Annotated in this window: 23 protein-coding genes; 13 read left to right on the top strand and 10 right to left on the bottom strand. The window is 38.6% G+C overall.

From position 1 onward, the window contains the following. The first annotated feature begins 8 nt into the window (after nucleotides 1-8). The 9 genes from ccoN to B1C82_RS18420 are packed head-to-tail and all read left to right on the top strand — an operon-like array spanning nucleotide 9 to nucleotide 8082. On the top strand, nucleotides 9-1448 hold the full coding sequence (gene ccoN / locus B1C82_RS18380) for a cytochrome-c oxidase, cbb3-type subunit I (protein WP_086449037.1): 1440 nt from the start codon (nucleotides 9-11) through the stop codon (nucleotides 1446-1448). Continuing rightward, nucleotides 1445-2134 carry a cytochrome-c oxidase, cbb3-type subunit II gene (ccoO, locus tag B1C82_RS18385; protein ID WP_086449038.1) on the top strand — a complete coding sequence of 230 codons (690 nt, stop codon included), beginning with the start codon at nucleotides 1445-1447 and terminating at the stop codon, nucleotides 2132-2134. The genes ccoN and ccoO overlap by 4 nt, the downstream gene beginning before the upstream one ends. Before the next feature lie 8 nt (nucleotides 2135-2142). Next, nucleotides 2143-2289, top strand: coding sequence for a cbb3-type cytochrome c oxidase subunit 3 (locus B1C82_RS18390; protein WP_020768294.1), 147 nt, complete (start codon nucleotides 2143-2145; stop codon nucleotides 2287-2289). A 1-nt stretch (nucleotide 2290) separates the two neighbouring features. Next, nucleotides 2291-2824 carry a cbb3-type cytochrome c oxidase N-terminal domain-containing protein gene (locus tag B1C82_RS18395; protein WP_086449039.1) on the top strand — a complete coding sequence of 178 codons (534 nt, stop codon included), beginning with the start codon at nucleotides 2291-2293 and terminating at the stop codon, nucleotides 2822-2824. Between the two features lie 36 nt (nucleotides 2825-2860). After that, nucleotides 2861-4228, top strand: a complete 1368-nt coding sequence (gene ccoG / locus B1C82_RS18400; protein ID WP_086449040.1) for a cytochrome c oxidase accessory protein CcoG — start codon at nucleotides 2861-2863, stop codon at nucleotides 4226-4228. Further along, a complete protein-coding gene (locus B1C82_RS18405; protein WP_086449041.1) occupies nucleotides 4218-4703 on the top strand; it encodes a FixH family protein in 486 nt (161 codons plus the stop codon). The genes ccoG and B1C82_RS18405 overlap by 11 nt, the downstream gene beginning before the upstream one ends. Next, complete coding sequence (locus B1C82_RS18410; RefSeq protein WP_086449042.1) at nucleotides 4700-7165, top strand: heavy metal translocating P-type ATPase; 2466 nt, start codon at nucleotides 4700-4702, stop codon at nucleotides 7163-7165. The genes B1C82_RS18405 and B1C82_RS18410 overlap by 4 nt, the downstream gene beginning before the upstream one ends. Further along, nucleotides 7162-7320, top strand: coding sequence for a cbb3-type cytochrome oxidase assembly protein CcoS (gene ccoS / locus B1C82_RS18415; RefSeq protein WP_086449043.1), 159 nt, complete (start codon nucleotides 7162-7164; stop codon nucleotides 7318-7320). Before B1C82_RS18410 ends, ccoS begins: the two co-directional genes overlap by 4 nt. A gap of 9 nt (nucleotides 7321-7329) precedes the next feature. Further along, the gene (locus B1C82_RS18420; protein WP_086449044.1) at nucleotides 7330-8082 is read left to right on the top strand and encodes a sulfite exporter TauE/SafE family protein; all 753 of its coding nucleotides are present in this window, start codon (nucleotides 7330-7332) and stop codon (nucleotides 8080-8082) included. 3 nt (nucleotides 8083-8085) lie between these two features. Here B1C82_RS18420 and B1C82_RS18425 read toward each other — a convergent pair whose 3' ends face one another. The 5 genes from B1C82_RS18425 to B1C82_RS18445 form a co-directional block, all read right to left on the bottom strand. Further along, nucleotides 8086-8754, bottom strand: a complete 669-nt coding sequence (locus B1C82_RS18425) for a dienelactone hydrolase (protein WP_086449045.1) — start codon at nucleotides 8752-8754, stop codon at nucleotides 8086-8088. Between the two features lie 42 nt (nucleotides 8755-8796). Further along, on the bottom strand, nucleotides 8797-9477 hold the full coding sequence (locus tag B1C82_RS18430; RefSeq protein ID WP_086449046.1) for a Crp/Fnr family transcriptional regulator: 681 nt from the start codon (nucleotides 9475-9477) through the stop codon (nucleotides 8797-8799). Nucleotides 9478-9614: 137 nt separating this feature from the next. Beyond that, the gene (locus tag B1C82_RS18435; protein WP_086449047.1) at nucleotides 9615-11006 is read right to left on the bottom strand and encodes an MBL fold metallo-hydrolase RNA specificity domain-containing protein; all 1392 of its coding nucleotides are present in this window, start codon (nucleotides 11004-11006) and stop codon (nucleotides 9615-9617) included. A gap of 137 nt (nucleotides 11007-11143) precedes the next feature. Further along, nucleotides 11144-11866 carry a LytR/AlgR family response regulator transcription factor gene (locus B1C82_RS18440; protein ID WP_086449048.1) on the bottom strand — a complete coding sequence of 241 codons (723 nt, stop codon included), beginning with the start codon at nucleotides 11864-11866 and terminating at the stop codon, nucleotides 11144-11146. Between the two features lie 4 nt (nucleotides 11867-11870). Beyond that, on the bottom strand, nucleotides 11871-13220 hold the full coding sequence (locus B1C82_RS18445) for a PAS domain S-box protein (RefSeq protein ID WP_086449049.1): 1350 nt from the start codon (nucleotides 13218-13220) through the stop codon (nucleotides 11871-11873). A 179-nt stretch (nucleotides 13221-13399) separates the two neighbouring features. Between B1C82_RS18445 and B1C82_RS18450 the strand changes: the two genes are divergently transcribed. Both B1C82_RS18450 and B1C82_RS18455 read left to right on the top strand, forming a co-directional pair. Continuing rightward, a complete protein-coding gene (locus B1C82_RS18450) occupies nucleotides 13400-13831 on the top strand; it encodes an Hsp20/alpha crystallin family protein (protein ID WP_086449050.1) in 432 nt (143 codons plus the stop codon). Between the two features lie 90 nt (nucleotides 13832-13921). Beyond that, a complete protein-coding gene (locus tag B1C82_RS18455; protein WP_086449051.1) occupies nucleotides 13922-14479 on the top strand; it encodes an HdeD family acid-resistance protein in 558 nt (185 codons plus the stop codon). Between the two features lie 58 nt (nucleotides 14480-14537). Here B1C82_RS18455 and B1C82_RS18460 read toward each other — a convergent pair whose 3' ends face one another. The 4 genes from B1C82_RS18460 to B1C82_RS18475 all read right to left on the bottom strand — a co-directional run bounded on the left by B1C82_RS18460 (nucleotide 14538) and on the right by B1C82_RS18475 (nucleotide 17831). Continuing rightward, nucleotides 14538-14981 carry a DoxX family protein gene (locus B1C82_RS18460; protein WP_086449052.1) on the bottom strand — a complete coding sequence of 148 codons (444 nt, stop codon included), beginning with the start codon at nucleotides 14979-14981 and terminating at the stop codon, nucleotides 14538-14540. A gap of 83 nt (nucleotides 14982-15064) precedes the next feature. Further along, nucleotides 15065-15937, bottom strand: coding sequence for an AraC family transcriptional regulator (locus B1C82_RS18465; RefSeq protein ID WP_086449053.1), 873 nt, complete (start codon nucleotides 15935-15937; stop codon nucleotides 15065-15067). Nucleotides 15938-15993: 56 nt separating this feature from the next. Further along, nucleotides 15994-16656 (bottom strand): NAD-dependent epimerase/dehydratase family protein, encoded by a 663-nt coding sequence (locus tag B1C82_RS18470; protein ID WP_086449054.1) that lies wholly within the window; start codon nucleotides 16654-16656, stop codon nucleotides 15994-15996. Further along, nucleotides 16653-17831, bottom strand: coding sequence for an MBL fold metallo-hydrolase (locus B1C82_RS18475; protein ID WP_086449055.1), 1179 nt, complete (start codon nucleotides 17829-17831; stop codon nucleotides 16653-16655). Before B1C82_RS18475 ends, B1C82_RS18470 begins: the two co-directional genes overlap by 4 nt. A gap of 152 nt (nucleotides 17832-17983) precedes the next feature. Between B1C82_RS18475 and B1C82_RS18480 the strand changes: the two genes are divergently transcribed. Both B1C82_RS18480 and B1C82_RS18485 read left to right on the top strand, forming a co-directional pair. Next, on the top strand, nucleotides 17984-18520 hold the full coding sequence (locus B1C82_RS18480; RefSeq protein ID WP_086449056.1) for a TetR/AcrR family transcriptional regulator: 537 nt from the start codon (nucleotides 17984-17986) through the stop codon (nucleotides 18518-18520). 134 nt (nucleotides 18521-18654) lie between these two features. Then, nucleotides 18655-21147 carry a SpoIIE family protein phosphatase gene (locus B1C82_RS18485; protein ID WP_086449057.1) on the top strand — a complete coding sequence of 831 codons (2493 nt, stop codon included), beginning with the start codon at nucleotides 18655-18657 and terminating at the stop codon, nucleotides 21145-21147. Nucleotides 21148-21152: 5 nt separating this feature from the next. On the opposite strand, the gene B1C82_RS18490 is transcribed toward B1C82_RS18485, so the two are convergent. After that, nucleotides 21153-24668 carry a nitrate reductase gene (locus B1C82_RS18490; RefSeq protein WP_199775786.1) on the bottom strand — a complete coding sequence of 1172 codons (3516 nt, stop codon included), beginning with the start codon at nucleotides 24666-24668 and terminating at the stop codon, nucleotides 21153-21155. Nucleotides 24669-24838: the final 170 nt, after the last annotated feature.

Genomic DNA, 24838 nt, shown 5'->3' on the forward strand with positions numbered 1-24838 from the left:
GATCAAGAATGAGTTCTTCAGAACAAAAATATAACGATACGATCGTCAAAGGATTTTTGATATCGGGATTGGTTTGGGGTGTGGCTTCCATGCTTGTGGGAGTATGGGTCGCTTTCCAAATGGTATATCCTGAATTAAATTTCGGACCCTACTTCACTTTCGGCAGGCTGAGACCTTTGCATACGAATGCGGCTATTTTCGGGTTTGCATTGAGTATCATATTCGCAACAGGTTATCACACGGTACAAAGACTTTGTAGAGTCAGGATATGGAGTGATAAACTCGCATATCTTCACTTATCACTTTACAACCTTACGATAATCGCAGCAGCGATCACTTTACCTTTAGGTTTAAACCAATCCAAAGAATACGCCGAATTGGAATGGCCCTTGGATCTTATGATCGTGATCTGGTTTGTGATATTCCTAATCAATTATTTCGCAACGATCTTTACGCGTGAAGAAAAGCAACTATACGCTGCGATTTGGTTCTATATCGCATCTTGGGTCACCATCCCTATCCTATTTATAGTGAATAACCTTTCTATTCCGGTTAGTTGGATTAAATCCTATTCGGTTTACTCCGGTGTGTATGACGCGAACATCCAATGGTGGTATGGACACAACGCCGTTGCATTCGTTCTTACAACTCCATTTTTGGGACTAATGTACTATTATCTTCCTAAACATATCAAACAACCTATCTATAGCCACAGACTCTCCATTATTCACTTCTGGAGTTTGATCTTTCTATATATTTGGGCTGGTCCTCACCATCTACTTTACTCACCTCTTCCTGATTGGTTACAAACCACAGGTATGGTATTCAGTATCATGTTATGGATGCCTTCTTGGGGAGGAATGTTGAACGGATTTTTGACTCTGACTCAGGCCAAAGAGAAAATCAAAACTGATGCCACTTTAAAAATGCTCTTAGTTGGGCTTACATTCTACGGTATGTCTACATTCGAAGGTCCACTTCTTTCCATTAGAGCGGTCAGTGGTTTAGGTCATAATACTGACTGGATTATTGGACACGTTCACGGAGGAACCTTAGGCTGGGTGGGAATGATGTCATTCGCAGTTATTTATTACCTAGTGCCAAGATTATGGAATACGAATCTATTCTCAGAAAAACTTGCAAACACTCACTTCTGGGTCGCAACACTCGGGATTTTACTGTATATCGTATCCATGTGGGTATCTGGTATTACTGAAGGATCTATGTGGAGAGCGATAGACGAAACAGGTGCATTAAAATTCCCGAACTGGGTACAGATTACTGAAACTTTGAAACCTTATAGATTATTCCGAGGTATCGGAGGTGGTCTTTATCTGATCGGACTACTCATCATGATCTATAATGTTATCCGCACTATCCTGACCGCCGGCTCCGGATTTAAGGAAATCGATTTAAGGATCGGATCAAAAGAGGAGAAAACTGTATGAATTGGTTCGACAAATTACTGGATTGGTTCTCCGGTTTTACAGATCAGTGGGAAAAACACGGAGTTAAGTTCACACTTTATACCACGATCGCTATTTTGATCGGCGGACTATTTGAATTGGTTCCTCCATTCTTTCTCACGAAGACGGCAGAGCCCATTCAAAACGTAAAGCCGTATAACGCGCTGGAATTGGCAGGAAGAGATGTCTATCAAAAGGAAGGATGTAATAATTGCCATACTCAAATGATACGTCCTTTCAAATGGGAAGTAGATCGTTTCGATCCAGGACATTCCTATGGCAAAGATGGATATTCCAAAGCTGGGGAATATGTTTACGACCACCCTTTCTTATGGGGATCCAAAAGAACAGGCCCAGATCTTGCTCACGAATCACAGATCCAACCGTCTGCGGAATGGCATAAGACACATTTGATCAACCCTAGAGATACTGCAAAAGGTTCTATCATGCCTGCTTATCCTTGGTTGTTCGAAGAATCTTCTATCGTTGACGCTTCTAAGATCGCGGACCATATGAGAGGTCTTCAAAAGATAGGAGTTCCTTATACAGAAGAAGATATTTCTTCCGCTCCTTCTCTATTAGCAGGTAAAACGGCTGGGGATGCTCTTATCGCTTATCTTCTGAAATTAGGAAGAGATACCGCCGAATTATCTAAAAGTTTACAGTGAGGCGCAATGTGGATTTAGATACATTACAAATTTATAAATCGTTAAGGCTTCCAATCCTGGTGCTTTCCATCTTTACGATTATCTTATACGTATATAGAAGTTCCAGAAAGGAAAGAATGGAAAAACCTAAATTCAGAATGCTGGAGGAGGATTAATATGAGCGATCCTAACAAGGAATTCGACGGGATCAGACAGGCAGACAATCCTCTTCCTGAATGGTGGAAATGGGTGTTCTTAGGATGTATAATCTTCGCGGGATTTTATGCTGTATACTTCCACGTTTTTTCAGATTGGGGAACGAACGAATATTACGCTGCTCAAATACAGGAATATGAAAAAGAATTTCCAAACCGTAATGTTGCCGTAGAGTCCAAAGATGGATCTAATCCGTTCAGAGGAAATCAAGATGCGATCAGTGCGGGACAAAAAACGTTCCAAACCTACTGTGTTGCTTGTCATGGTCCAACTGGAGAAGGCTTAGTCGGCCCAAATCTAATGGATAAAGAATGGCTGCATGGAAATACGGATCTTGAACTTTATGAAACCGTTATGAAAGGAATTTCAGTAGAAAGGGCTAAATTGAACAGAGGGCCTATGCCTGCACACGAGAACTCATTGGGTTCCGAAAAAGTATACCAAGTGCTTGCATGGTTAGCCTCCAAAAACCCGGAGCTTAAATCTTCCAAATAAATTCAACCGTCTCAGAGGATCATAAGGAGGGGCAAAATGATCATTTCAAGACCAATGCAGGGAAAGATAAGGACCGCAAGAAATTACGTCCAGGTATTCTTGGTTCTTCTCTTTTTTATAACGCCTTGGATTCGCTGGGACGGATTTCAAGTTATCCGATTGGATATACCGGATAGAAAATTTTTTCTATTCGGTAATATTTTTATTCCTCAAGAAGGATACTTTCTTCATCTATTCTTGATCTCAGCAGGACTTTCCCTTTTCTTTTTCACTACTCTAATTGGTAGAGTTTGGTGCGGATGGGCTTGCCCACAAACGATCTATTCGGATATTTTCGATTGGATTGGACGAAAGATCCAAAATTCCAAATACGGAAAACAAGACGCAAACCGAGCTCTGATAGTTTTAACTCATGTAGCTTGGATCTTAGTCAGTTTTGCAGCGTCTTTTGCGTGGATCTCATATTTTGCGGATCCATACCAAATGATCTCTTATTTCAAAAATCCTAATGCGAACTTTCCGACCTGGTCCTTATTTCTTGGATTTTTCACATTTGCTATGTATGCAGATATAGCATTCATTCGAGAACAATTTTGTAAATATGGATGTCCTTATGCACGTTTCCAAACTGTGATGATGGATAATCATTCAGTCAATATCACTTATGATTATGTAAGAGGTGAACCAAGAAGAAAAGGAACTACAAAGATTGGGGATTGTACCGCTTGCAATATGTGTCTAGTAGTATGTCCTACAGGGATAGACATCAGAGAAGGAGCGAATCCTTGGTGTATCGCCTGTGGAAAATGTTCAGACGCATGCACAAAACAAATGGCCAAGGAAGACAAAAAATCACTGATTGGATATTGGTCTGAAAATCAAATTTCCCAAAAAGGATCTCCTATCAAGTGGATCCGCCCAAGAACAGTAGTATATGCTCTTTTCTTAATTCTTACAATTTCTGCCATCGGGATCTTATTATCCAGCAGAGTCCCACTATATTTATCTGTAATTCCGGATAGAAACATACAGCCGATGATAGTCCAAAACGGTGTTGTTCGGAATTTCTACGAAGTACAAATGCAAAATTTAACTCCTAAGGACAGAACCTTAAAATTCGAAATAGAAAGTTCCGATCTTCAGGGAGAGAGAAAGATACTCGTAGGCGGAACAGAAGAAGCCATTGTTGAACTAAAAGGTGATTCAGATGCCAGATACAGACTCCTTATAGAACTCAAAATTGCAGAACAAGATGCTCAAAAAAGAAGTCATGATATTAAGCTAAAAGTGATGGACATTCAGGATTTTGAATATTCGAAATCGGAGACAGTTCCATTCTTACTTCCGGTTTCTATATCCGGATGGAAATTACCAAATGATGAGAGGATAGTTCATGGACGTTAGTTTAAAAAGAGCATTTTGGGCCATCAAGATCGCATTCCTGGCAATGTTCGTAGCTACGTTTTTTACGGTAAAACTTGCATTGGCAGGACATACCCCTACTATCGATTCTAACTATTACGAAAAAGGACTTAAATACGAACAGTCCATTCTGTCTCAAAGAAAAATGATAGAGAACGGCTACGGATTCCAAGCCGATTGGATCCAAAATCCGGGCTCCCTCCAATCAGGAAAACAAGAACTCCAGCTGGAATTTAAACATGGACAACAAAAAATCCAGGGCGCTCAAATCCAAGTCCAGTTGGACAAGACAGCAACTGAAAAGTTCAATGAGAGCGTTACATTTAAGGAAACTTCCCCTGGAAATTACAAAGGAATACTCTCTATTCCTTTCCCGGGAGAATGGAGAATTTCTATCTCTGCTAAAACTCCCGAAGGAGTCTTGGAAAAGACTGTTTCGGTTAAGGTAATCCATTGAAAGTATTAGAAAACAAAACATTATGTTTTCATTGTAATACTGAAATTGACGGAGTATCCATACGCAGAACAGAACAAGGAGCTGAAAGAGAATATTGCTGCAACGGATGTGCAGAAATCTCTCATTTATTACTCGAAAACGGATTGGACCAATTCTACCAAATCAGAGGGACCCAATCCTTAGAACCAATCGATCCAGAACGCCAAAAATTCTCTTCAGAAGAACTGGATAATGAATCCGTATATTCTGAATATTTGGAAAAGAAGAATGGCCCGGAATCGAATGTTTATATCACAATCACAAACCTACATTGTTCCGCATGTGTTTGGCTAATTGAAACTGTTCTTACAAAAACAGAGGGAGTCAAAGATGCAAGGATCAATTTCGGAACCGGAAGGCTTAAAGTAGGATTCGACCTTTCTAAGATCACACTTGGAAAAATGATCAAAACGATCGAAGGTTTGGGATACAAGGCCAAACTTTATTCGCCTCTAAAAGCAGAATCGAAAGTAGAGAAACCGTTCAGAGAACTAAGCATGCGAATGATAGTAGCAGGCTTTTGCTGGGGAAATATAATGTTATTCTCCGCAAGTCTTTATGCTGGCTATTTCGAAGGAATGGAATTCAATATTAAAAATTTATTCCATTATATTTCCTGGATATTCGCTACTCCTGTTTATTTTTACTCTGGCTACCCTTTCTGGAAGGGAGCATACGAATCCTGGAAAAGAAAACTACTTGGGATGGATACATTATTATTCGCAGGAGTTAGTCTCGCCTACTTCTACAGTATCTATGTAACCATTTCAGGAAAAGGAGAAGTTTATTTTGACTCCGTTTGCACCATTTACTTCTTCATCTTGCTTGGAAAATACTTTGAAGCAATGATCCGATATAAAGCGGGTGCTAAAATAGGAGAATTACTCTCTCTCCTTCCTGAAGAATATGAAGTTTCTAAAAAAGGAATCTGGTCTAAACATTCCGCCTCTTCGATCGAAAAGGGAGACTTGGTCAGATTAGCTTTAGGAAGTAAAGTACCGGTAGATGGTATTTTAGAATCCGAGACTGCATTTTTTGATGAATCCGTTTTGACTGGAGAAAGTAAACCCATCCGAAAGTCAAAAGGTGCAGAGATAAAAGCTGGTTCAGTTTCACTTACTACGGATGTAAAATTCCAAGCAAAAGGAAACGCAAACGAAAGTTCATTGGCACAAATCGGCCGAATATTAGAAGATTCTTTATTAACAAAACCAAAAATCCAAAGAAGCACGGATAAACTAGCAGCGATATTTATAAAAGTTGTTTTGTTTGTTGCAATCGGTACATTTATTTATTGGTTAAATTTTTATTTCACGGAAGAGGCAATCTTAAATACTATCAGTGTATTGATCGTTGCCTGCCCTTGCGCCTTAGGCTTAAGTGTTCCAGCAGCATTAGTCATTAGCCATCTACTCCAATCAAAAGAAGGAGTGCTTGTCAAAAATCCTGAATCTGTAGAAATTTTAGCAAAGGCAAATCGCATCTTCTTTGATAAAACCGGAACTTTGACCACAGGAAAATTAGAATTAAATGATGAGAAGTATTTTGCTTTATACGAAAATCCATCTAAACTCAGAGAGATAGCAATTAAATTAGAATCCAAGTCCTCTCACCCAATAGCAAAATCCATTATAGAAGCGTTCACAAACCAAGTATCTCAATCCTTGGAGAAAATCCCCGTAAATAATATATCCAGTAGTTATGCGTTTGAATCCGCAGGATGGAACTCCTACAAAGAAATTCCTGGGGAAGGAATGGAGGCAAAATTCCAGGACAAGATCTACAGGATCGGAAAGAAAAGTTTTGCTTGGGAAACTAAACCTGAAAACGACGGATGGGTCCACCTTTCCGAAAATGGAATCCCTTTAGCAGCCTGGGAATTTAGGGATAAAGCAAGAGCAGAAGCAAAAGGATCTCTTCAAGAATTAAGATCACTTTTTTCTAATATGGAAATATTATCTGGAGATATCCCTTCCAAAGTGGAAACACTTTCCAAAGAATTGGGAATACAGAATTATAAGGCGAACCTAACTCCAATCCAAAAGAAGGAAAGGATTATTGAGGCCCAGTCATCTGGAGAAGTGGTTCTTATGGTCGGTGACGGGATCAATGATTCCGCATGTATCGCTCAGGCGGACCTCGGAATTTCCATGGGAATGGGCTCGGACCTCTCGTTAGATAAATCGGATATTATTCTAGTAAAAGATAAATTAGACTCACTTCCAAAATCAGTGTTGATCGCAAGAAAAACAAGAAAGGTTATTCTTCAAAACATATGCCTTTCTTTAGTTTATAACTCTATAATGATCCCTTTAGCAGCAAGCGGATTAATGCTTCCAGTGATCTGCGCTGGCTTTATGACATTAAGCTCTCTAACCGTAGTTCTAAATTCAATTTCTTTAAAGCATAGGGTATTTACATGAACGCTTTATATCTGACAATTCCGATAGCACTTGTGATCTCTTTCGGAGCATTTTACGTATTCCTTCTCAATATTAAGTCAGGCCAATATGAAGACATAGAAGGACCTAAATACAGAATGTTATTTGAAGAAGACAAACAGGAAAAATCGAATTAGGAGTATATTATGGAACTTACTTCTGCGATATTATTTGGATCTTTTTTAAACGGACTAACAGGCTCTTTCCATTGTTTGGGGATGTGCGGTCCCTTGGCAGGAAGTTTAAACCTCACACTTTCCCCTTCAGACAAAAAGATGAGTCCTATTCTATTACAAACTTTGTATAATATAGGAAGGCTTGTCTCGTACACCTCTATCGGTTTAGGCTTTGGATTTCTGGGAAAGGTTACGAACCAAAGTCTATCTCTTTTACTACCGGCTCAAGAATTTGCCGCTTGGTTCGGAGCAGCATTCATCCTACTCTTTGGACTTTCAATTCTATTCCAAAAAGATTGGACTCAAAATAAATTTTTCTCTAAGATATTTTCTAAAGTTGGATCCAAACTTTTAAAATCCAGAGAGAATAAAAGTCCAGGCTCCCGTTTAGTTATCGGTTTTATGTTTGGGATGCTGACTGGATTTCTACCTTGTGGGATCTTATATCCTGCATTCGTGATGGCATTTGCAACAGGTTCTCCTGCATTTGGTGCATTAAGTATGTTCTTCTTCTTTTTAGGAACCTTCCCATTACTTTTTGGTTTCGGTTTAGGATTTAGAATGATCTTAGCAAAATTTGGAAAAGACAAACTTAAACTCGCAGGTTTTGCGATTATACTTCTTTCTATTTCGTTAATGTTATTCCGAATGAATCATACTCATAACCATTCTATGCCAGAAGGGAAAATGGAAGAAGGTGGTCATCACCACCACCATCATTAAATCTTAAAATTCAGAAAATTCCCTGGATCTTTTTTCAGGGAATAGATACCATCTTTGGATTGCTTCTGATACCATAAACCACTTAGTATTATCTTCAAAATGGCTGGGAGACCCAGGCACAAAATAAACTTTTTTAACAGAGCTCTGTATCTTCGAAAGAACGGAACGATTGACTATTCTTCCCGTAAAATCCAGTTCTCCTAAAATATTTAACACCGAAGCATTCAAAAACTTGCCACTATATTCCTGAAGACCGTTCCCAATCAGTATCAAACTTTCCACAGGAGAATCCGAACTTCCCGCTGCACGGAACATCCTTCCCGCAATTGCCGAAGAACCTATATAAGATATTTTTAAAGAATTTGCGCCTTCAATATTTTTGATCTGCCTAGTGATCTCGGAAAGGCGGTCCGACAAAAGATTCGTATCGGAACGATTTGCATGTATCTCCCTTTCTTCTTGAGTTAATAAACCTTTTAGAAAAAGAGTAGCCACTCCCCTTTCATTCAGATAATTTCTCATCTTAGAAAATCGATCTGCAAATTTATCGTCTTTTTCATCCGAGACTATAATCGCTAAAAATGCGGCCTGGCTCGGAATAAAAAGTTCACCTTTTAGTTGGACCCGATTTATTTGAAAGTCGAGAGTGGTTTGAAGATCATATCGGACCATTTTAAAAAACTTTAATTTTTAATTTAGAAAAGGTTCGAATACTTAATCCAATAAACGAAGAAGAGCCTCTTCATTTCTAATCACTATTTTTCTTTTGTCTATCTCCACCCAACCTCTGCTTTTAAAATCAGCCAAGGCACGTACCAAGGTCTCTGTAGTCACACCGATCATGGAAGCCATGATCTCACGAGTGAATGGAAGATCTTCTTCCGAGTCTTGGGATTCTGATAATTGTAGTAAAAATTCTGAAAGTTTAGCGTGCACCTGGCGAGTTCCCAAAGAATAGATTTTATTCTCTGCTTCCACAGCTTCAATAGTGACTTGTCTAAATACTGAGTTTTGGAATTCAGAATCGCAGTTTAGTAATCTGCGTAGCTCTTCTTCTTCGACGAACAGAACAGTGGATTCAACAAGCGCAACTGCATGATGTAAATAATTTCCGCCAATGGCAGCATCTCTGATGCCCACCCAATTTCCCGGATGATAAATTTTGAATGTATGCTGTTTTTCGCCGGAACCGGAGGATCTATAAGATCGGATGGAACCGGTCTCGACTATATAAAATCCGTTGGCCTGCTCTCCTTGAGAGAATAAGATTTCATTTTTAGAAATCTTCCTACGGGTAAAATTAAGTTCATGGTGGTGGAGAATATTTTCTTTTGGGAAAATTTCTCTTGGTAAAACTCGGTTTGTTTCAGTTTCGATTTTTACTGCGCTGGTCATGTTTTAAGTCCCTTTTATATCTCGATGTTTTTACCATACGTGAGAAAAGAATAAAGGTCAAGGGCCGGTGGGAGATCCTACCGATTGAGGCGGTTTTCTGCAGATTTCCAGGGTGAAAATCCAAGGCCCCAAATCCGCTATTCTACTTCGAATTCGAAAATTTCGCCTCTTTCCGGGATCCTTGTTTCCCAGTTATATTCCTTATGGATACGGTTACTTAAAACTCTGCTCGCATCCTCTTCTCCATGCACAATAAAAACTTGTTTAGGTGGTTTTTTGATCTTGGATAACCAATTGATGAGTTCTGTTTGATCAGCGTGAGCGGATAGTCCGTCAATATTCTGCACATCGCATCGAACCTCATGGTATTTACCTCGGATCTTTATCTCAGTATCACCTCTCAATAGTTTGTTACCTCTAGTTTCCTTTGCTTGGTAACCAACGAACAGAACCAAAGAATTGGGATCTCCTAATGAATGTTCCATATAAGAAAGCACTCTGCCTCCAGTGGCCATTCCACTTCCTGCGATCACAATTTTAGGGCCTCTTTTGTTTACGACCTTTTTGGTCTCAGAAGACTCGGTAATGCAGAGTATATCTTCTTTGAGTTCGGCTAATTCATCTTCTTTTAATTTATGCCATTCACTTCCATATATATTAAATAAATCTAAAACTTTAGAACCCATAGGAGAGTCCATATAGACCGGAATATTAGGGATTTCACCTTCTTTCATCAATTTCCAGATCAGGTACATGACTGCCTGTATTCTTTCTACGGCAAAACACGGAATTACGATAGTTCCCTTAGAAGTGGAAAATTCGTGGATCAACTGGGCTAAACGTTTGATTGGATTTCCTCTGTGGATTCGATTTCCGTAAGTTGATTCAATTAGAATAATATCTCCGTCTTCTGGTTTTTCCGGAGGAAAAAGAAGAGGATCTTCATCTCTTCCGATATCACCCGAAAAAATAAGAGTTCTGTTTCCAATCTTCAACTCAATGAAACTTGCTCCCAGGATATGTCCGTTATACCTGAAACGAAATTTTATATTTGGTTCCAGATCGAACCATTCTCCAATTTCCACTGCCTCAAATAGTTTGATCGTTTTTTCGGCATCGTCACTATCATACAAAGGAAGAGCAGGCCTATGTTTCGAATATCCACCTGAATTTGCAAATTCTGCGTCTTCTTCCTGGAGTTTTGCACTATCTTTTAGAACTATATTAGCTACATCTAATGTTGGTTTAGTGCCGAAAATTTTGCCCCTAAATCCCTTTTTGACTGCTCTTGGTAAATATCCACAATGATCCAAATGTCCATGGGTTAGAAGAATATGATCTATTTCTGTAGGAAAAAACTGGTCTGAGTCCCAGTTAAGAAGTCTTAATTTTTTCTCCCCCTGGAAAAGTCCGCAGTCTATTAAGATCGATTTTCCAAATGCTTTTATGAGATATTTAGAGCCAGTAACTGTCCCCACTCCTCCTAAAAATTGTAAACTTGCGAGACGATCTTCTATCTGCTTCTCCACTTGATATTCCCCTTTTGGTGTGATTCTTACTTAATTTGCTGTAAAGGGAAAAGAATAAATAAATTTCTTTATGAGGTCAATGGCTGAGATGGGATACGGGGAAATCCGTTATTAAACGGCAAAATTACAGGGGGAAACTAGAGAAGTTCTTTTATCTTGGAGATATATTTTCTTCCGACTGGAAGTTGTGTTTCGTCCTCATCCTTTAAATGAACTGAGTAATTTCCCATATTATCACTTTGTAAATGAGACAACTTTTCCAGATTAATTATGTATTGTTTATATATTCTCAAAAACTTTCCTGGCGGAAGTTTTTGCTCTAAACTTTTTAAGGATTTATAGGTAACATATTGCCTTTTTTCAGTATGAACTACGCTGAAATTATCTCTGGAAGATATATAAATGATCTCTCCGTACGGAATGAGAAAATGATTTTCCTTCTCTAAAATAAATAGTCCATGCTCATTAAAAACATTTTTAGAAGGTTTATCTACTTCGTTTCCCAGAATTTCCAAGGCACGATCTACTGCTTTAAAAAATCTTTCCTTTGAAAACGGCTTGAGTAGGTAATCTATCACACCGAATTCGAATGCCTCGATCGCCTTATCTCTTAAAGCGGTAATAAAAATAATGTAAGGAGGATTTTCCAGTTTTTCCAAAATATCCAAACCGGAAAGAATAGGAAGATTGATGTCTAAAAACGCAAGATGGAATTCTTCATTTTGGAGATATTCAAGAGCCTCTTCTCCATCTTTCGCGACTTTTACTAATTTTAATTCCGGTCTAGCTAAACAATAATTAACGAGTAGTTCCCTGGTAGGCGCCTCGTCCTCAACGATTAGTGTTTTCCATTCTGCCATCGTATTAATTTTTCGCGGATTTAAAACCGATTGTGACGATCGCGCCACCCTCTGGATGATTTTCAATTTTTACTTCGGAATCGTAAAGATAAAATTTGAGACGTTCGGAGATGTTTGCAATACTTCTAGAATGAATATTTGCGTCACTCAATCCTTTTCCGTTATCTCGTATGGTCACCAAAGCTTTTCCATCTTCGATAGAGGCTTTGACGCTGATTTTCCCTTTTCCTTTTCTATCTCTTAAACCGTGAATATAAGAATTTTCCACAAGAGGTTGCAATGTCAAAGGAGGGATCTGGCATTGTTTAAAATTTCCCAATTTTTCCGATTCCACTTCTAAGAAGTCGGAAAACCTTAGTTTTAAAAGTTGGAGATAATTTTCCATAAATTCCCATTCTATATCAAATGGAACAAGCTGCAGATTCGCTTGATCCATTAAGAATCTATAATTATCAGCTAACATTAAGATAGCAGAATCCGCAAGTCCAGGATTTGTCTGTAAATAAGAATGGATAATGCTTAAAGTATTAAAAAGAAAATGAGGGCTCATCCTATCTTGTAAGATTTTCAGATTATTTTCAGCGTGCCTTGCTTTTTCCTCCGTTTCCTTTCTTTCGGTGATCTCATTACGAATTGCGAGATATTGGTAAGGTTTTCCATTAATGTCCAAGATAGGAGAAATAGTCGTATCCACCCAATAATATCTTCCGTCTTTGGCTTTATTTTTAATCTCTCCCTGCCAAATTTTTCCTTTGGCAATCGTCTTCCATAGATCTACAAAAAATTCCTTAGGATGATAACCTGAATTGATGATACGATGATTATGACCTAAAAGTTCGTCTCTAGAAAATCCGCTGATATCACAAAAGTTCTGGTTTACATAAATAATCGTTCCAGCCCTATCCGTGATCGCTACAATCGACACTGCATTTAGTGCAGTTTGGAAATCAGAAAGTTCCTTTAAGGAACTTGTTAATTCTCTTTCTATCTCTTTTGTTCTTGTGATATCAACTCCAACAAACCAATTCGTAGAACCAAAAAGAGGAAATTCTGAAGAAATATTAGAAAGAGAGACTAACTTGGATTTGCCTTCTTTGGAAATTAGATCTAATTCCCAGTTTTTAAAATCAGAGTTCAAAAGTTCAGGATTGAATGCTGATGACTCCCCTTCTTCTTTTACCTGGATAAGATTTTTAAAGGAGAAGTTTTTATCGTTCAGAATTTCTTCGGAAGAAAATCCTAAAACTCTTTCACATTCATAGTTCCAGGAAACAGGCCTAAAGTTCTCATCCAAGGAAAAGAAGAGGATAGGCATATTATCCAAAACTTTTTTTAGTCTTCTTTCATTTTCCATGGATCGTTATATAATAGAACAAATCGTCGTTAGATTACTTAGTCCCAGTTCATCTGCAATCAAAATAATACTGAATACCCTGCAGGATTGCATTTTCCAATTATAAGGGGTAGTTTCCCCTGTCGATGGTTGACTCGTCCCCGAAATTGATCTAAAACTTCTGTAAAAGGAGAATCCCGATGAACGATATTATGAAATCGACGGATCATTTTTTGAACCTTTCCAATTTGGATCATTTCTTTCAATCCTGGAACGACGTATTGAATAGAAATTCTTTCCATCACATGCCTGCCGTAAACGTGATTAAGAGTAAGGAAGGATATGAAATGGATTTTGCAGCTCCCGGGTTGGAAAAGGGAGATTTTAAGATCGATTTGGATGGAGACCAACTCACTGTAAGTGCGGAAAAAAAATCCGAATCTAAGGTTGAGGAAAAATCCTATAGTAAGAGGGAATACAATTATTCCTCCTTTAGCAGAACATTCACTCTACCAGAAAACGTTATTAAGGAAAAAATTTCCGCTAAATACGAGAATGGAGTATTAAAACTTAGCATTCCAAAAAAGGAAATTGAATCCAGCAAAAAGACCGTAAAGATTGGGGTTAACTAACGGAAGCCTCAGAGAAGAAATTTATAACAGACGGCGAATCGCTTTCAAGTTCGCCGGTTTTTCTTATCGAATACAACAAGTAGACATTTTATGACAAGCATAACAATACAAGAATCCAAACACTGGTGGCTCCAAATGCTGGTCGGAAGTATTTGGATTGCGACCGGTATCGTAACCATACTATTTCCTGGACAAAGTTTTTTGGTATTAGCCCTCTTCTTTTCCTTCATATTAGCCGCAACAGGGGTAAGCCATATCTTATTTTCACTGTATAATAGAAAATACACCGAGATATTCATATGGAATCTAGTGGTAGGAATTCTAGATTTTGTGATCGGTTCCCTATTATTCATTCATCCGGAGATCACGGCGGTTACACTTCCCTTCGTATTCGGATTTTTATTAATCTTTAGATCGGTTTCCTTAATATCTTTTTCTATCGAAATAAGAAGACTGAAGAACTCTCATTGGGGATATGTTATTGTCTTAGGAATTTCAACCTTACTTTTTGCGATATTCGTATTATTCTTCCCCTTGATCGGAATATTTACGATCGTATTTTGGACCGGTATCGGATTCTTAATATCTGGCTGGGGAAACTTATATTTAGGATGGAAAGAATTCAAGATAGAAAGATCTAAATCATAAATATTTAATATGTTCGGTTTCCAAATGAATTTTTGAAAACCGAACCATCTTCCTTAATTTATTTCAATTTTTCAGACAAAAGACCATCCAAGGAATAGGCACCTCCTCCTGAGAAAGCTAAGATAAACGCGAGCCCCATCGCCAAAACATGGTATTCATACCCTTCTCCTCCTTGGTTACCAAACCAATTCATAAAAAATCCGTTTTGTCTCTGAAAGATCGCTGCTCCTAACATTGTTATACCAATCCCAAAAGCGGATAATTTAGTGCAGAATCCTAAAATTAAACCCAAGGCTCCGAAAGATTCAGCCAAAATCACAAGAACGCCAATTACAGTCGGAATTCCTTGGGAAGAAAAAAATCCCAAAGTGGAACTCCAACCGTAACCACCAAACCAGCCGAATAATTTCTGAGCACCATGAGGTATCATCACGATTCCTAAGACCAATCTTCCTACCGTAAAAAGTAAATTCGGTTCTGTTGAGAAAAACTTTTCTAACATTAAAATCTCCTAATATGAATCCGAGGATTCATAAAGAAGAATAAGAAATCTGTTAAAGAAAGTAAATGGACGAAAGATGTATTTTATTGTGTTTTTCGTCCAGACTCCCTGAATTGTTCGGGAGTGACGTCTGTTAGCTTTTTGAAATATCTGCTAAAATAAGCATTATCAATAAATCCCAACTCGAAGCAGATCTGAGTGATATTTAGATCGGAATGGATCAATAATCTTTTACATTCCAAAAGAACTCTGTCATGGATCACAGATTTTGCTGATTTTCCTAAAATATTTTGGCATAACCGATTTAAAGTATTCGGTGCCAGACCTAATCGTCTGGAATAAAAAGAAGTCCCTCTCTCCTTTAGAAAATGTCTCTCTAATAAACTTTGGAATTCTGAAACAGGTCGATTTTTCTTAATAAATATTTCGGAAGAAGTATCGTATTCTTTTCTGATCTGTAATAAGATCAGTTGGGTTAGTAGGAATAGAATTTTGGGTTCGGAACCTTCTTCAAATTCTGCAATTAATCTTGAAAAATCTGACTTTAACTTAGTAATATTTTTTAAAATGATTTTAGAAAGCCCAGGTTCGTATCCAAAAAATGGATAATTTCTAAGTTCAGAATTCTTTTCATTCTGTTCCAAATAAAAATCAGGACTAATCTTCAAAGCGAATCCTTTTGGCTTTTTATCAAAATTCCAAGAATGGACCTGTCCAGGCTTCAAGAAGAAGATTGAATTCTTTTCTATTTTAAAATTTTGGAAATCGATCTTATGAGTTCCTTTTCCTTCTGAAAAATAGAAAACTGCAAAATAAGAATGCCTATGGGAACTATTATACTCGGAAAAACTAGGTGGTAGGTCTTCCAGCCTACCCGCATAAAATATTTTTTCCCTTACATTCTCCGAAATTTCGGACAAATGGATTAACGGTACTTTTCCGGCCGACTTAGACATCCATTTGAAGTCCGAATATTTTCAGAAAAATTGCAAGCAAAAACTAAAAGATTATACTAAGCCTTAGATAACTCCAGAATATCTTCCACTTCTACAGTATTCTTACTATAACCGTTTTCACTCGCCCGGATCATCGCAACTGCAAGTTGTTTCAAAGTAGAAACACGTTTAGGAAAAATCACTCTTAGGATAGGAAAACTCCAACCAATATACTTATATGCAGACAAAGTATTTTTTGCTCCTGGAGTGGGATGCATATATCCTGGGCGGAAATTATACACCTTCGCAAAGGGAAGTTTTAACAGATCATTTTCAGTTTTACCTTTTACTCTTGCCCACATTGTTTTGCCTATTTCAGTGCTATCCGTGCCTGCCCCTGAAATATAAGAAAAGCTCATACTAGGATTCAAAGAAGCCAAGGTACTTGCTACATTCAATGTCAATGTATGAGTCAGCTTAAAAAACTCTTCTTCACTTAATCCGATAGAAGAAACTCCAGAACAGAAAAAGCAGGCATTATATCCTTTCAACTTGTCTTTAATCGATGAAATATCTGAAAAGTCAGAATGTAGGACTTCCTCAACTTTCGGATGATTGATACCGTAGGGTTTTCTATTTAAAAGAAGTATTTTTTCAACGTTGGGATCTTCTAGGCATTCTAATAGGACACCTTCACCCACCATTCCTGTGGAACCTGTGATGATTACTCTTAATTTCATTTAATTACTTCTCCACTCGCTGTGCTTTCTTCCAGTTGGCTGGATAAGATCGGGTCTTCTTTGGCGGAATTATACGGAAGTTTGGGCCACCAAGCAATATAATCTTTTTGTAAACCAGGTTCCGAACTTTCTCCAGGTTTAGGAGTGATCACCGTAACACCCAATTCTTTAGATTTTTCTAAAACTCTTTCGATAGGCTCTGTCCATCCATGAGAAGCAAGCGCAAACAGTCCCCAATGTATCGGAAGTAACACTTTTCCTTTGAGCTGAGTGTGAGCGATTACTGCTTGCTCCGGTCCAATATGCCAGTCAGGCCAAGCTTGGTTATATTGTCCTGTTTCTATCATAGTCAGATCGAAAGGACCGTATTTTTCTCCAATCTCTTTCATCTTAGGAAATAAACCTGTGTCTCCCGAGAAATAAACTCTATGTTTAGGTCCAAGAAGTGCATAACTAGACCAAAGCTTTTCATCATTATCGAGAAGGTATCTACCGGATGCATGTCTTGCTGGAGTGCTTATTATTTCGAGACCGTTGATCTTTTTTGTTTCCCACCAATCCAACTCCACAATTTTTTCAGTAGGAACTCCCCAATACGAAAGATTCGCTCCTAAACCAAGCGGAACTACAAATAATATTTTTCTATCTTTCAGTTTGGTAATAGTCCCAAAATCCATATGATCATAATGATCGTGAGAAATTAATACAGCGTCTATCTCCGGAAGATCATCTAAAGAGATCAAAGCAGGATACCATCTTTTTGGACCTATCCATGAAGAAGGTGAAGTTCTGTCCGACCAAATAGGATCAGTTAAGATCCTAACTCCATCCAATTCGATCAAAGAAGAAGAATGTCCAAACCAAGTTACCCTCAAACCAGACTCTGGTAATTCAGAAAATCTTGATTTTTCTACATAAACAACTGGAACAGGATCCTTGGGATTTACGTCCACACTTTGTCGGAACATAGAACCTAATGCCATCCAGAAATCGTTGATCAAGGGTTGAGGATTTACGAATTGCCCATCCTTCCACTGAGGAGAACTTTGCATTCTGATCAGCCTTTCTCCATCTGCTTTTTTACCCATTGCTTGGCAGGTATAAAAAAATGATGCTCCCATCACTAAAACCAGAACCGTGAAGAGCCACTTTCTATAGCTATGTTCCTTCTTCATTATTTATTACTTCCTATTTTAGAATGAGTCTTTCCCGAAATCGAAAGATACCCTTTCTTACATTTTGACAATTTCAATCTAACTTGTCGATTTTTCAGACCTGGCAATCGAGATAAAGTTGACATTTTTTTATAAATTTGTCAAATAATCTTATGACTCGAAAGGTATCACTTTTAGACGAGGAAAGAAAAAAGGAAATTTTGGACGCTGCCTTATATTGTTTTCTTCAATTCGGGTATTCTAAAACTTCTATGGACGATATTGCCAAACAGGCGAATTTGTCCCGTCCCCTTCTATATTTAAAATTCAAAAGTAAAGAAGATCTGTACGAAGGGATTTTCGATTACACCTTACAAGGCAGTTACGAAGCAGCGGAGAAGGTTTTAAGCCAAAATATTTCTTCCAAACAAAAACTCATCCGCATCTGTGAATTGGTATTGATCGAACCCTGGGCTAAAATAGAAGGAAAGCCAAAGACATCAGAATTTTATGAAACCTGTTCTAAACTATCTCCCAAAAGCACTCAAAAATATGAGCGCCAAATTATCAAATTCGCGGAACAAATATTAGGGGATAAAGAAACTGCAAAAGTGTTTTTCCTGGCCTTAGAAGGACTTTCTGCGGACCTCCCCAAAACGAAAGTATTACATAAAAGAGTCGAATTACTCTGCGAAAGATTTACACGTTAAGAGATATTTTGAGTTTTCAATAATTTTCCGACCTTTCTGGGTCGAAAATTACAATCATGCTACGTCTTAGGATTTAGCTCTTGCCAATAAATCGGGGTATTATACCCTGCAGCAGACTTTTTACAAGAATCGTAATGACCAAACTGAATTTTCGCATTCCATCTATTTTACACAGATTTGTCTCACAAAAACTTCTTATATTCTGCCTAGTTTTTTCTATTGGCAATTGCGAAAGAGCCTCTTGGATCGCAGAAGATTCTATTCTTTCTTTGGATGGAGAATGGGAATTCATCTCTGATAATAATACAAATCCAGATTTTAAAAAAGGAACTAAGATCACTGTTCCATTTGATTTCAGGTCAGACAACGTTTATAAGGTTAGTAAAGTTTACCAAAACTTTGATGGATGTATTTCTATACGTCATGCGCTACCTGAGAAGGTCCGTGCTTGGATGAACGGGCAAACCTCAGTTGCTATCGACTCAGGCCATAGTTCAGACTTTGCAGAATTTTATTTAAACGAAACATCTAAATTGGGTCTGATTGGAAAAACAGGAAGAAGAGATCCATATCTCTCGGGGCAAGATGGTAGGATCGTTTCCGTACTCCCTGCTGCTGCATTTCGTCCAGGCGGAGAAAATTATATCTATGCAAAGATATGCACAATTCCAGGAAAACCATTCCATTGGAGTGGCCCTAAAGTTTCCTTAGGGCTTTCCGAATCTATTTTTAAAAAATTTGGATTAGAGTTGAGTGTAGCATTCTTACTTGCTGCAATTTACATCAGCGTCGGACTTTATCATCTTCTTTTAGCCATCCGGAGACCAAGCGATATATTTAATCTGTATTTCGGATTATACGCAATCTTCTTCTCCATATTCCATCTTACAAATAATTCTACTGCAGAGATTCTTTTTGGATCTCATAGACAATTACAATCCAAAGTAGACCAATTCTCTTTGATGATGTTTATAGGAAGCCTTCTGTTATTCATCGCAAGGTTCTTTCAAGGGAAACATCCTAAATTTGCAGTGTATTCTGCTGCTCTTTATGGAATCGTTGGAATCTTAGATATATTCGTAAATCAGTATATTCGAGATTTATTACTTACAATTGTAGCTGGACTCACAGTAATCTTGGTTGTCCCCTATATTTCTTTCATCACAGGAAGATCTGCCTGGAAAGGTAATTCTGACGCACGACTACTTTTAGGTGGAGTGGCACTCATCGTACTCGGCGGTATCCACGACTACGCGGTAACAAATAGATTTATCAATTCAGCTTTAATTATGCCTTTTACGTTCCTAGCATTTATTCTAGGAATCGCATTCATATTGGCAAACCGTTTCGTTCGCGTCCATAATGAGGTAGAAGAGCTAAATGCAAGTCTTGAAGAGAAGGTACGCCAAAGGACCAATGACCTTCAAAAAAGCCTCAGCGAGATCAAGGAACTCAAGCACCAACAAGATGGAGATTACTTTTTAACTTCTCAGTTGATGCAGCCACTCGCAGGAAACTACGGACATAGCGATATAGTTAGAGCAGAAATACTATGCCGACAAAAGAAAAGATTCCAATTCAGAAATTGGCAGGGCGAATTGGGCGGGGACTTATGCGCAGTATATTCCCTAAAATTAAAAGGTAGATCCGTATTAGTTTTCTTTAATGGAGATGCAATGGGAAAATCCATGCAAGGAGCCGGCGGAGCTCTCATCATGGGAACCATTTTCAAAACCATAGTTACAAGAACACAAAACACCTTAGAGATGCAGGATCTATTTCCAGAACACTGGCTCAGAAGATGTTACCATGAATTAAAAAGTGTTTTCGTTTCCTTTGATGGAAGAATGTTAATCTCCATGGTAGTAGGGATCGTAGATGAAGAATCGGGTTTAATGTATTTCGTAAACGCGGAACATCCTCAAGTGGTAATGTACAGAGATGGAAGAGCAGACTTCTTATCCGAAAATGGAATGTTAAGAAAAGTAGGAGTAGAAGATCCGGAAGAAGTTTTCGTAGTACAAACACTACAGCTTAAACAGAATGACGTCATACTGATCGGCTCCGATGGGAGAGATGATGTACAACTTGGGATCAACGAAGACGGAAATCACATCATCAATGAAGATGAAAGAGCATTTTTAAGAGATGTAGAGGAAGCAAAGGGAGAGCTACTACAAATTGAATCCCTGATCCAATCTAGAGGAGATATCATAGACGATTTGAGCCTTGTAAGAATCTCTTATAAGGAAGAGATGACTTCAGTCGCAGATATTTTAGATGATCCTTTTCAAAATCAGCAGGCACCAGATGCAATTTCTGAAAAATCAAATCGCAGAAGAGCACTCAGAAACGCGATAGAAGAGAAGGATTATATTTACGTTGGTTCCGAAGGACAAAAGTATCTGGAAAAATATCCAGATGATAGCGCTGTTTATCTTTGGGTTTCTTACGCACTTGCAAGACTTGGTAATTACGAGAAGGCAATCGATTTTGGAGAAGTTCTCCTAATGAGAGATCCGACTCATTCCAAAAATTTAGAACATTTAAGTAAATTACATTACAAAAATGGAAACAAAATAAGAGCAGAAGCATTACTAGCAGCATCTAAGTCTAAATTAGATTAAAACTTTTAAGCCTCTTTTAACATATTCTTCAGGATCGTGGTTACTTCCAAACGGCAGCTACCACATCCTGTTCCTGCTCCAGTTCTTCTTCCAATTGCCTCGAGGGTCCTTTCTCCGCCTTGGATGGCCTCTCTAATATTCCCCTCTCCAACTCCATTGCAAGAACAGACAACTTTTCCTTGGAGAGGTTTCATGATCTCTCCATCATTCAGTAAATGTTTTCTCCGATCCCCCAACTCAATCCCGGAAGAAACCCAGTCCTTCATTCTACTAAAAGAAGATTTGTCTCCGATTAAGATGGCGGCTACCAATCTGTCGTTCCGTATAATACATTTTTTATAAAAACGTTTTTTGCGATCTAAGAATATGATCTCTTCAAATTCCCCTCTTTTATCCTGAGGAATTTCCATTGGAACATCCGGAAGCCTAATACTTGCCAATTCTAATCCAGGGATTTTTAAAATATGTGCGTGGAGAGAACCGGTGTATTCATTAAACGCATAACCGAATAGATGTTGAGCTGCGATCTTTGCCTGATCATCCACTGCAGAAATATTCCCATAAGTTCCGGTCTTATGTTCAGCGATTTCTCCTATACAATACACATCAGGATCACTGGATCGTAAGAAAGAATCAACTACAACTCCATTATTACAATCTAATCCACCCTTTACTGCGATCTCAAAATTTGGCTTTGTCCCAATTGCAAAAATGATTCCATCCGGCTCTACAAAATTTCCATTCGTGAGTTGGACTTTAGAGACTCTTTCCGTTCCCTCTATTTTAGAAATTTCGCATTCGAATATAAGATCTATTCCTCTGGCGAGTATTTCTTCTTTTAAGATATCCGCACCGACTGCATCCAGCTTTTGGGACATCAAACGATCGGATCGAACAAGAACTGTCACCTGCACGCCTACTCCTTTTAAAGCGGCAGCAAGTTCTAAACCTAAAAGTCCTCCACCAACAATCAATGCATGAGATTTCGGAACAAAAAATCCTTTGATCCGATCTGCATCCGATTTACTTCTTAAACTGAATACACCCAACATTTCAGGAGGAACCTTTGTGGGCCAAACAGGAGAACTCCCCATAGCAAGCACAAGTTTATTATAAGAATATAATGTTCCCTCGGTATCACGGACCTTCTTCCCTTCCGTATAGATCATCTGAACCGATTTATTTGGGAAGAGATCCAAATTCCAGGATTTGACTTCCTCCGGATCAGTAGGCATTAGATCGTCAAATTCCTTCTCTCCTCCAATATAATCAGGAAGAAGCACACGATTATAAAACGGATTTTCCTCCCTACACATAACAGTGATATCGTCTCCGGGAGCGAGATCCCTATACTGTTTTAAGAATGCGTAAGCTGCGGTTCCGCCGCCTACAATGAGAATTTTCTCTTTAGGTTTTTTATAAGGAGTAATGCGAACTGCAGAAATTTTAAAACCAGGCTGTTTAGAAAAAGGATCAGAGGCTGAACTCGTAAGATTATTAGATCTGAATATATCTGTTCCATTCTTTCTCCCCCAATGCATCGGCAAAAACACAACGCCACGTTTGATTGATTCAGTCAGAAGTGCCTTTGCCCGAACAGATCCCCTTTTACTCGAAATGGTTACAACCATTCCATCTTTGATATCATATTTATAAGCATCATCCGGATGGATCTCTAAAAAAGGTTCAGGCCTATGCTCTCGTAATTTTCTCACCTTACCAGTCCGAGTCATAGTATGCCACTGGTCTCTGATCCTACCTGTGGTAAGAACCAAAGGAAAATCCTCATCTGGCTTTTCTGAATCATCTTCAGATTTGACGGAATGGATCCTCGCCTTCTCATTCTTTCTATAAAATCTTCCGTCTCCGAATAACCTTACATTATCTGAATGTCCTTTCCGAGGATAAGGCCATCTTACAACTCTATGTTTACGAATTTCTTCATAATCTAAACCTAATATATCAATCTTAGTTCCTTCAGTTAATCTGCAGTGCTCCAGAAAAATTTCTTCCTCATCAGAGTAATTAAAAGAAGGACCAAATCCCATTCTTTTCGCAAAATCTTGGATGATCCAAGAATCCGCCTTTGCCTCCCCGGGAGGTTCCAAAATTTTAGAAAGAACCGAAATACTCCGATCAGAGCTTGTCATGGTCCCCTTCTTCTCCGCCCAACCTGCAGCAGGCAAAACAAGGTCCGCAAAAGGTATCACACTTGAATCTGCAGAAATATCCTGAACGACTACAAACTCAGCGAGACGAAGGCCTGACTCAGCAGCTCTTACATCCGGAAGACTTACTGCAGGATTTGTGCAGATGATCCAAACTGCTTTCATTCTTCCAGAAGCAAGTTTTTCAAAAATTTCCGTCGCGCTATAACCTGGGGTCTCTGAGATAGAATCCACTCCCCAAAATTTTGCGACTTCCTTTCTATGTTCCGGATTTTCCAGATCTCTATGTGCAGGAAGAAGATTACAAAGCCCGCCTACTTCTCTTCCACCCATAGCGTTGGATTGTCCCGTTAAGGAGAAAGGACCGGAGCCAGGTTTTCCTATGTGACCGGTAAGAAGAGAAAGATTGATGAGAGCTAAATTTTTATTTACTCCAACTACACTTTGATTCAGCCCCATAGCCCAGAGACTAATAAAACCATTCGCTTTAGAAATATACTCTGCAGTTTTATAAATGAGTTCTGAAGAAACACCACAGATCTCCGCCGCTTTAGAAACGGAAATTTCAAAAACCTTTGTCTTTAATTCTTCGAACCCTTCCGTATGATCCTGGATAAACTTAGGGTCTATCCAGTCCTTCTCTATAAGAATTCTTGCAATTGCATGAAATAAATAAATGTCCGTTCCCGGGGCAATTTGCAAATGAATGTCTGCATGTTCGCAGGATTCGGTCCTACGAGGATCGATCACGATCAATTTGATATTTGGATTTTCTCTTTTTCTAGCTTCAATTCTTCTAAATACGATAGGATGACACCAGGCCGGATTTGCTCCTGCGACTAAAAAACAATCCGCAAGATCTAAATCCTCGTAACCGACAGGAACAGCATCTTCTCCAAATGCCATCTTATATCCCATGACTGCCGAACTCATACAAAGTCTAGAATTCGTATCTATATTATTTGTTCCGAGAAAACCCTTAGTTAACTTATTTATAATATAATATTCTTCTGTTAGAAGTTGCCCCGAAACATAAAATCCAACCGAGTCAGGACCGAATTCCCGAATATAACTTCTAAATTTTTCTGCAGCTAAGTCGAGCGCCTTGTCCCAACTAGTTCTTTTTAATGGAGAGAAACGATCCTCCCGCATCATGGGGAACAAAAGCCGATCCGTCCTATCCATGACGGAATAATGCAAATTCATCCCCTTGGAACAAAGTAGTCCTCTATTTGTAGGATGATCCGGATCCCCGCTCACAGAAATATCGAGTTGCCCAGATTTTTCCACCTTCAGGCCACAACCCACCCCGCAGTACGGACAGGTGGTCTGATAGGTTTCTAGATTTTGCATATCCATCTTCATGCAATTATCACGCCATATCCTGGATTATTTGAAAAACGGGTAAAATAGAGCCTTCTGGATTCTGCTTTCGCTGGAAATAGGTTCCTTTACCCTCAGTTCTAAGGCAGTTTGTATAGAATCTTTGCAATGTAGTATCTTCGACAAAACTCCTACAGCCA

The organism is Leptospira venezuelensis, assembly GCF_002150035.1.
Classification (GTDB): Bacteria; Spirochaetota; Leptospiria; order Leptospirales; family Leptospiraceae; genus Leptospira_B; species Leptospira_B venezuelensis.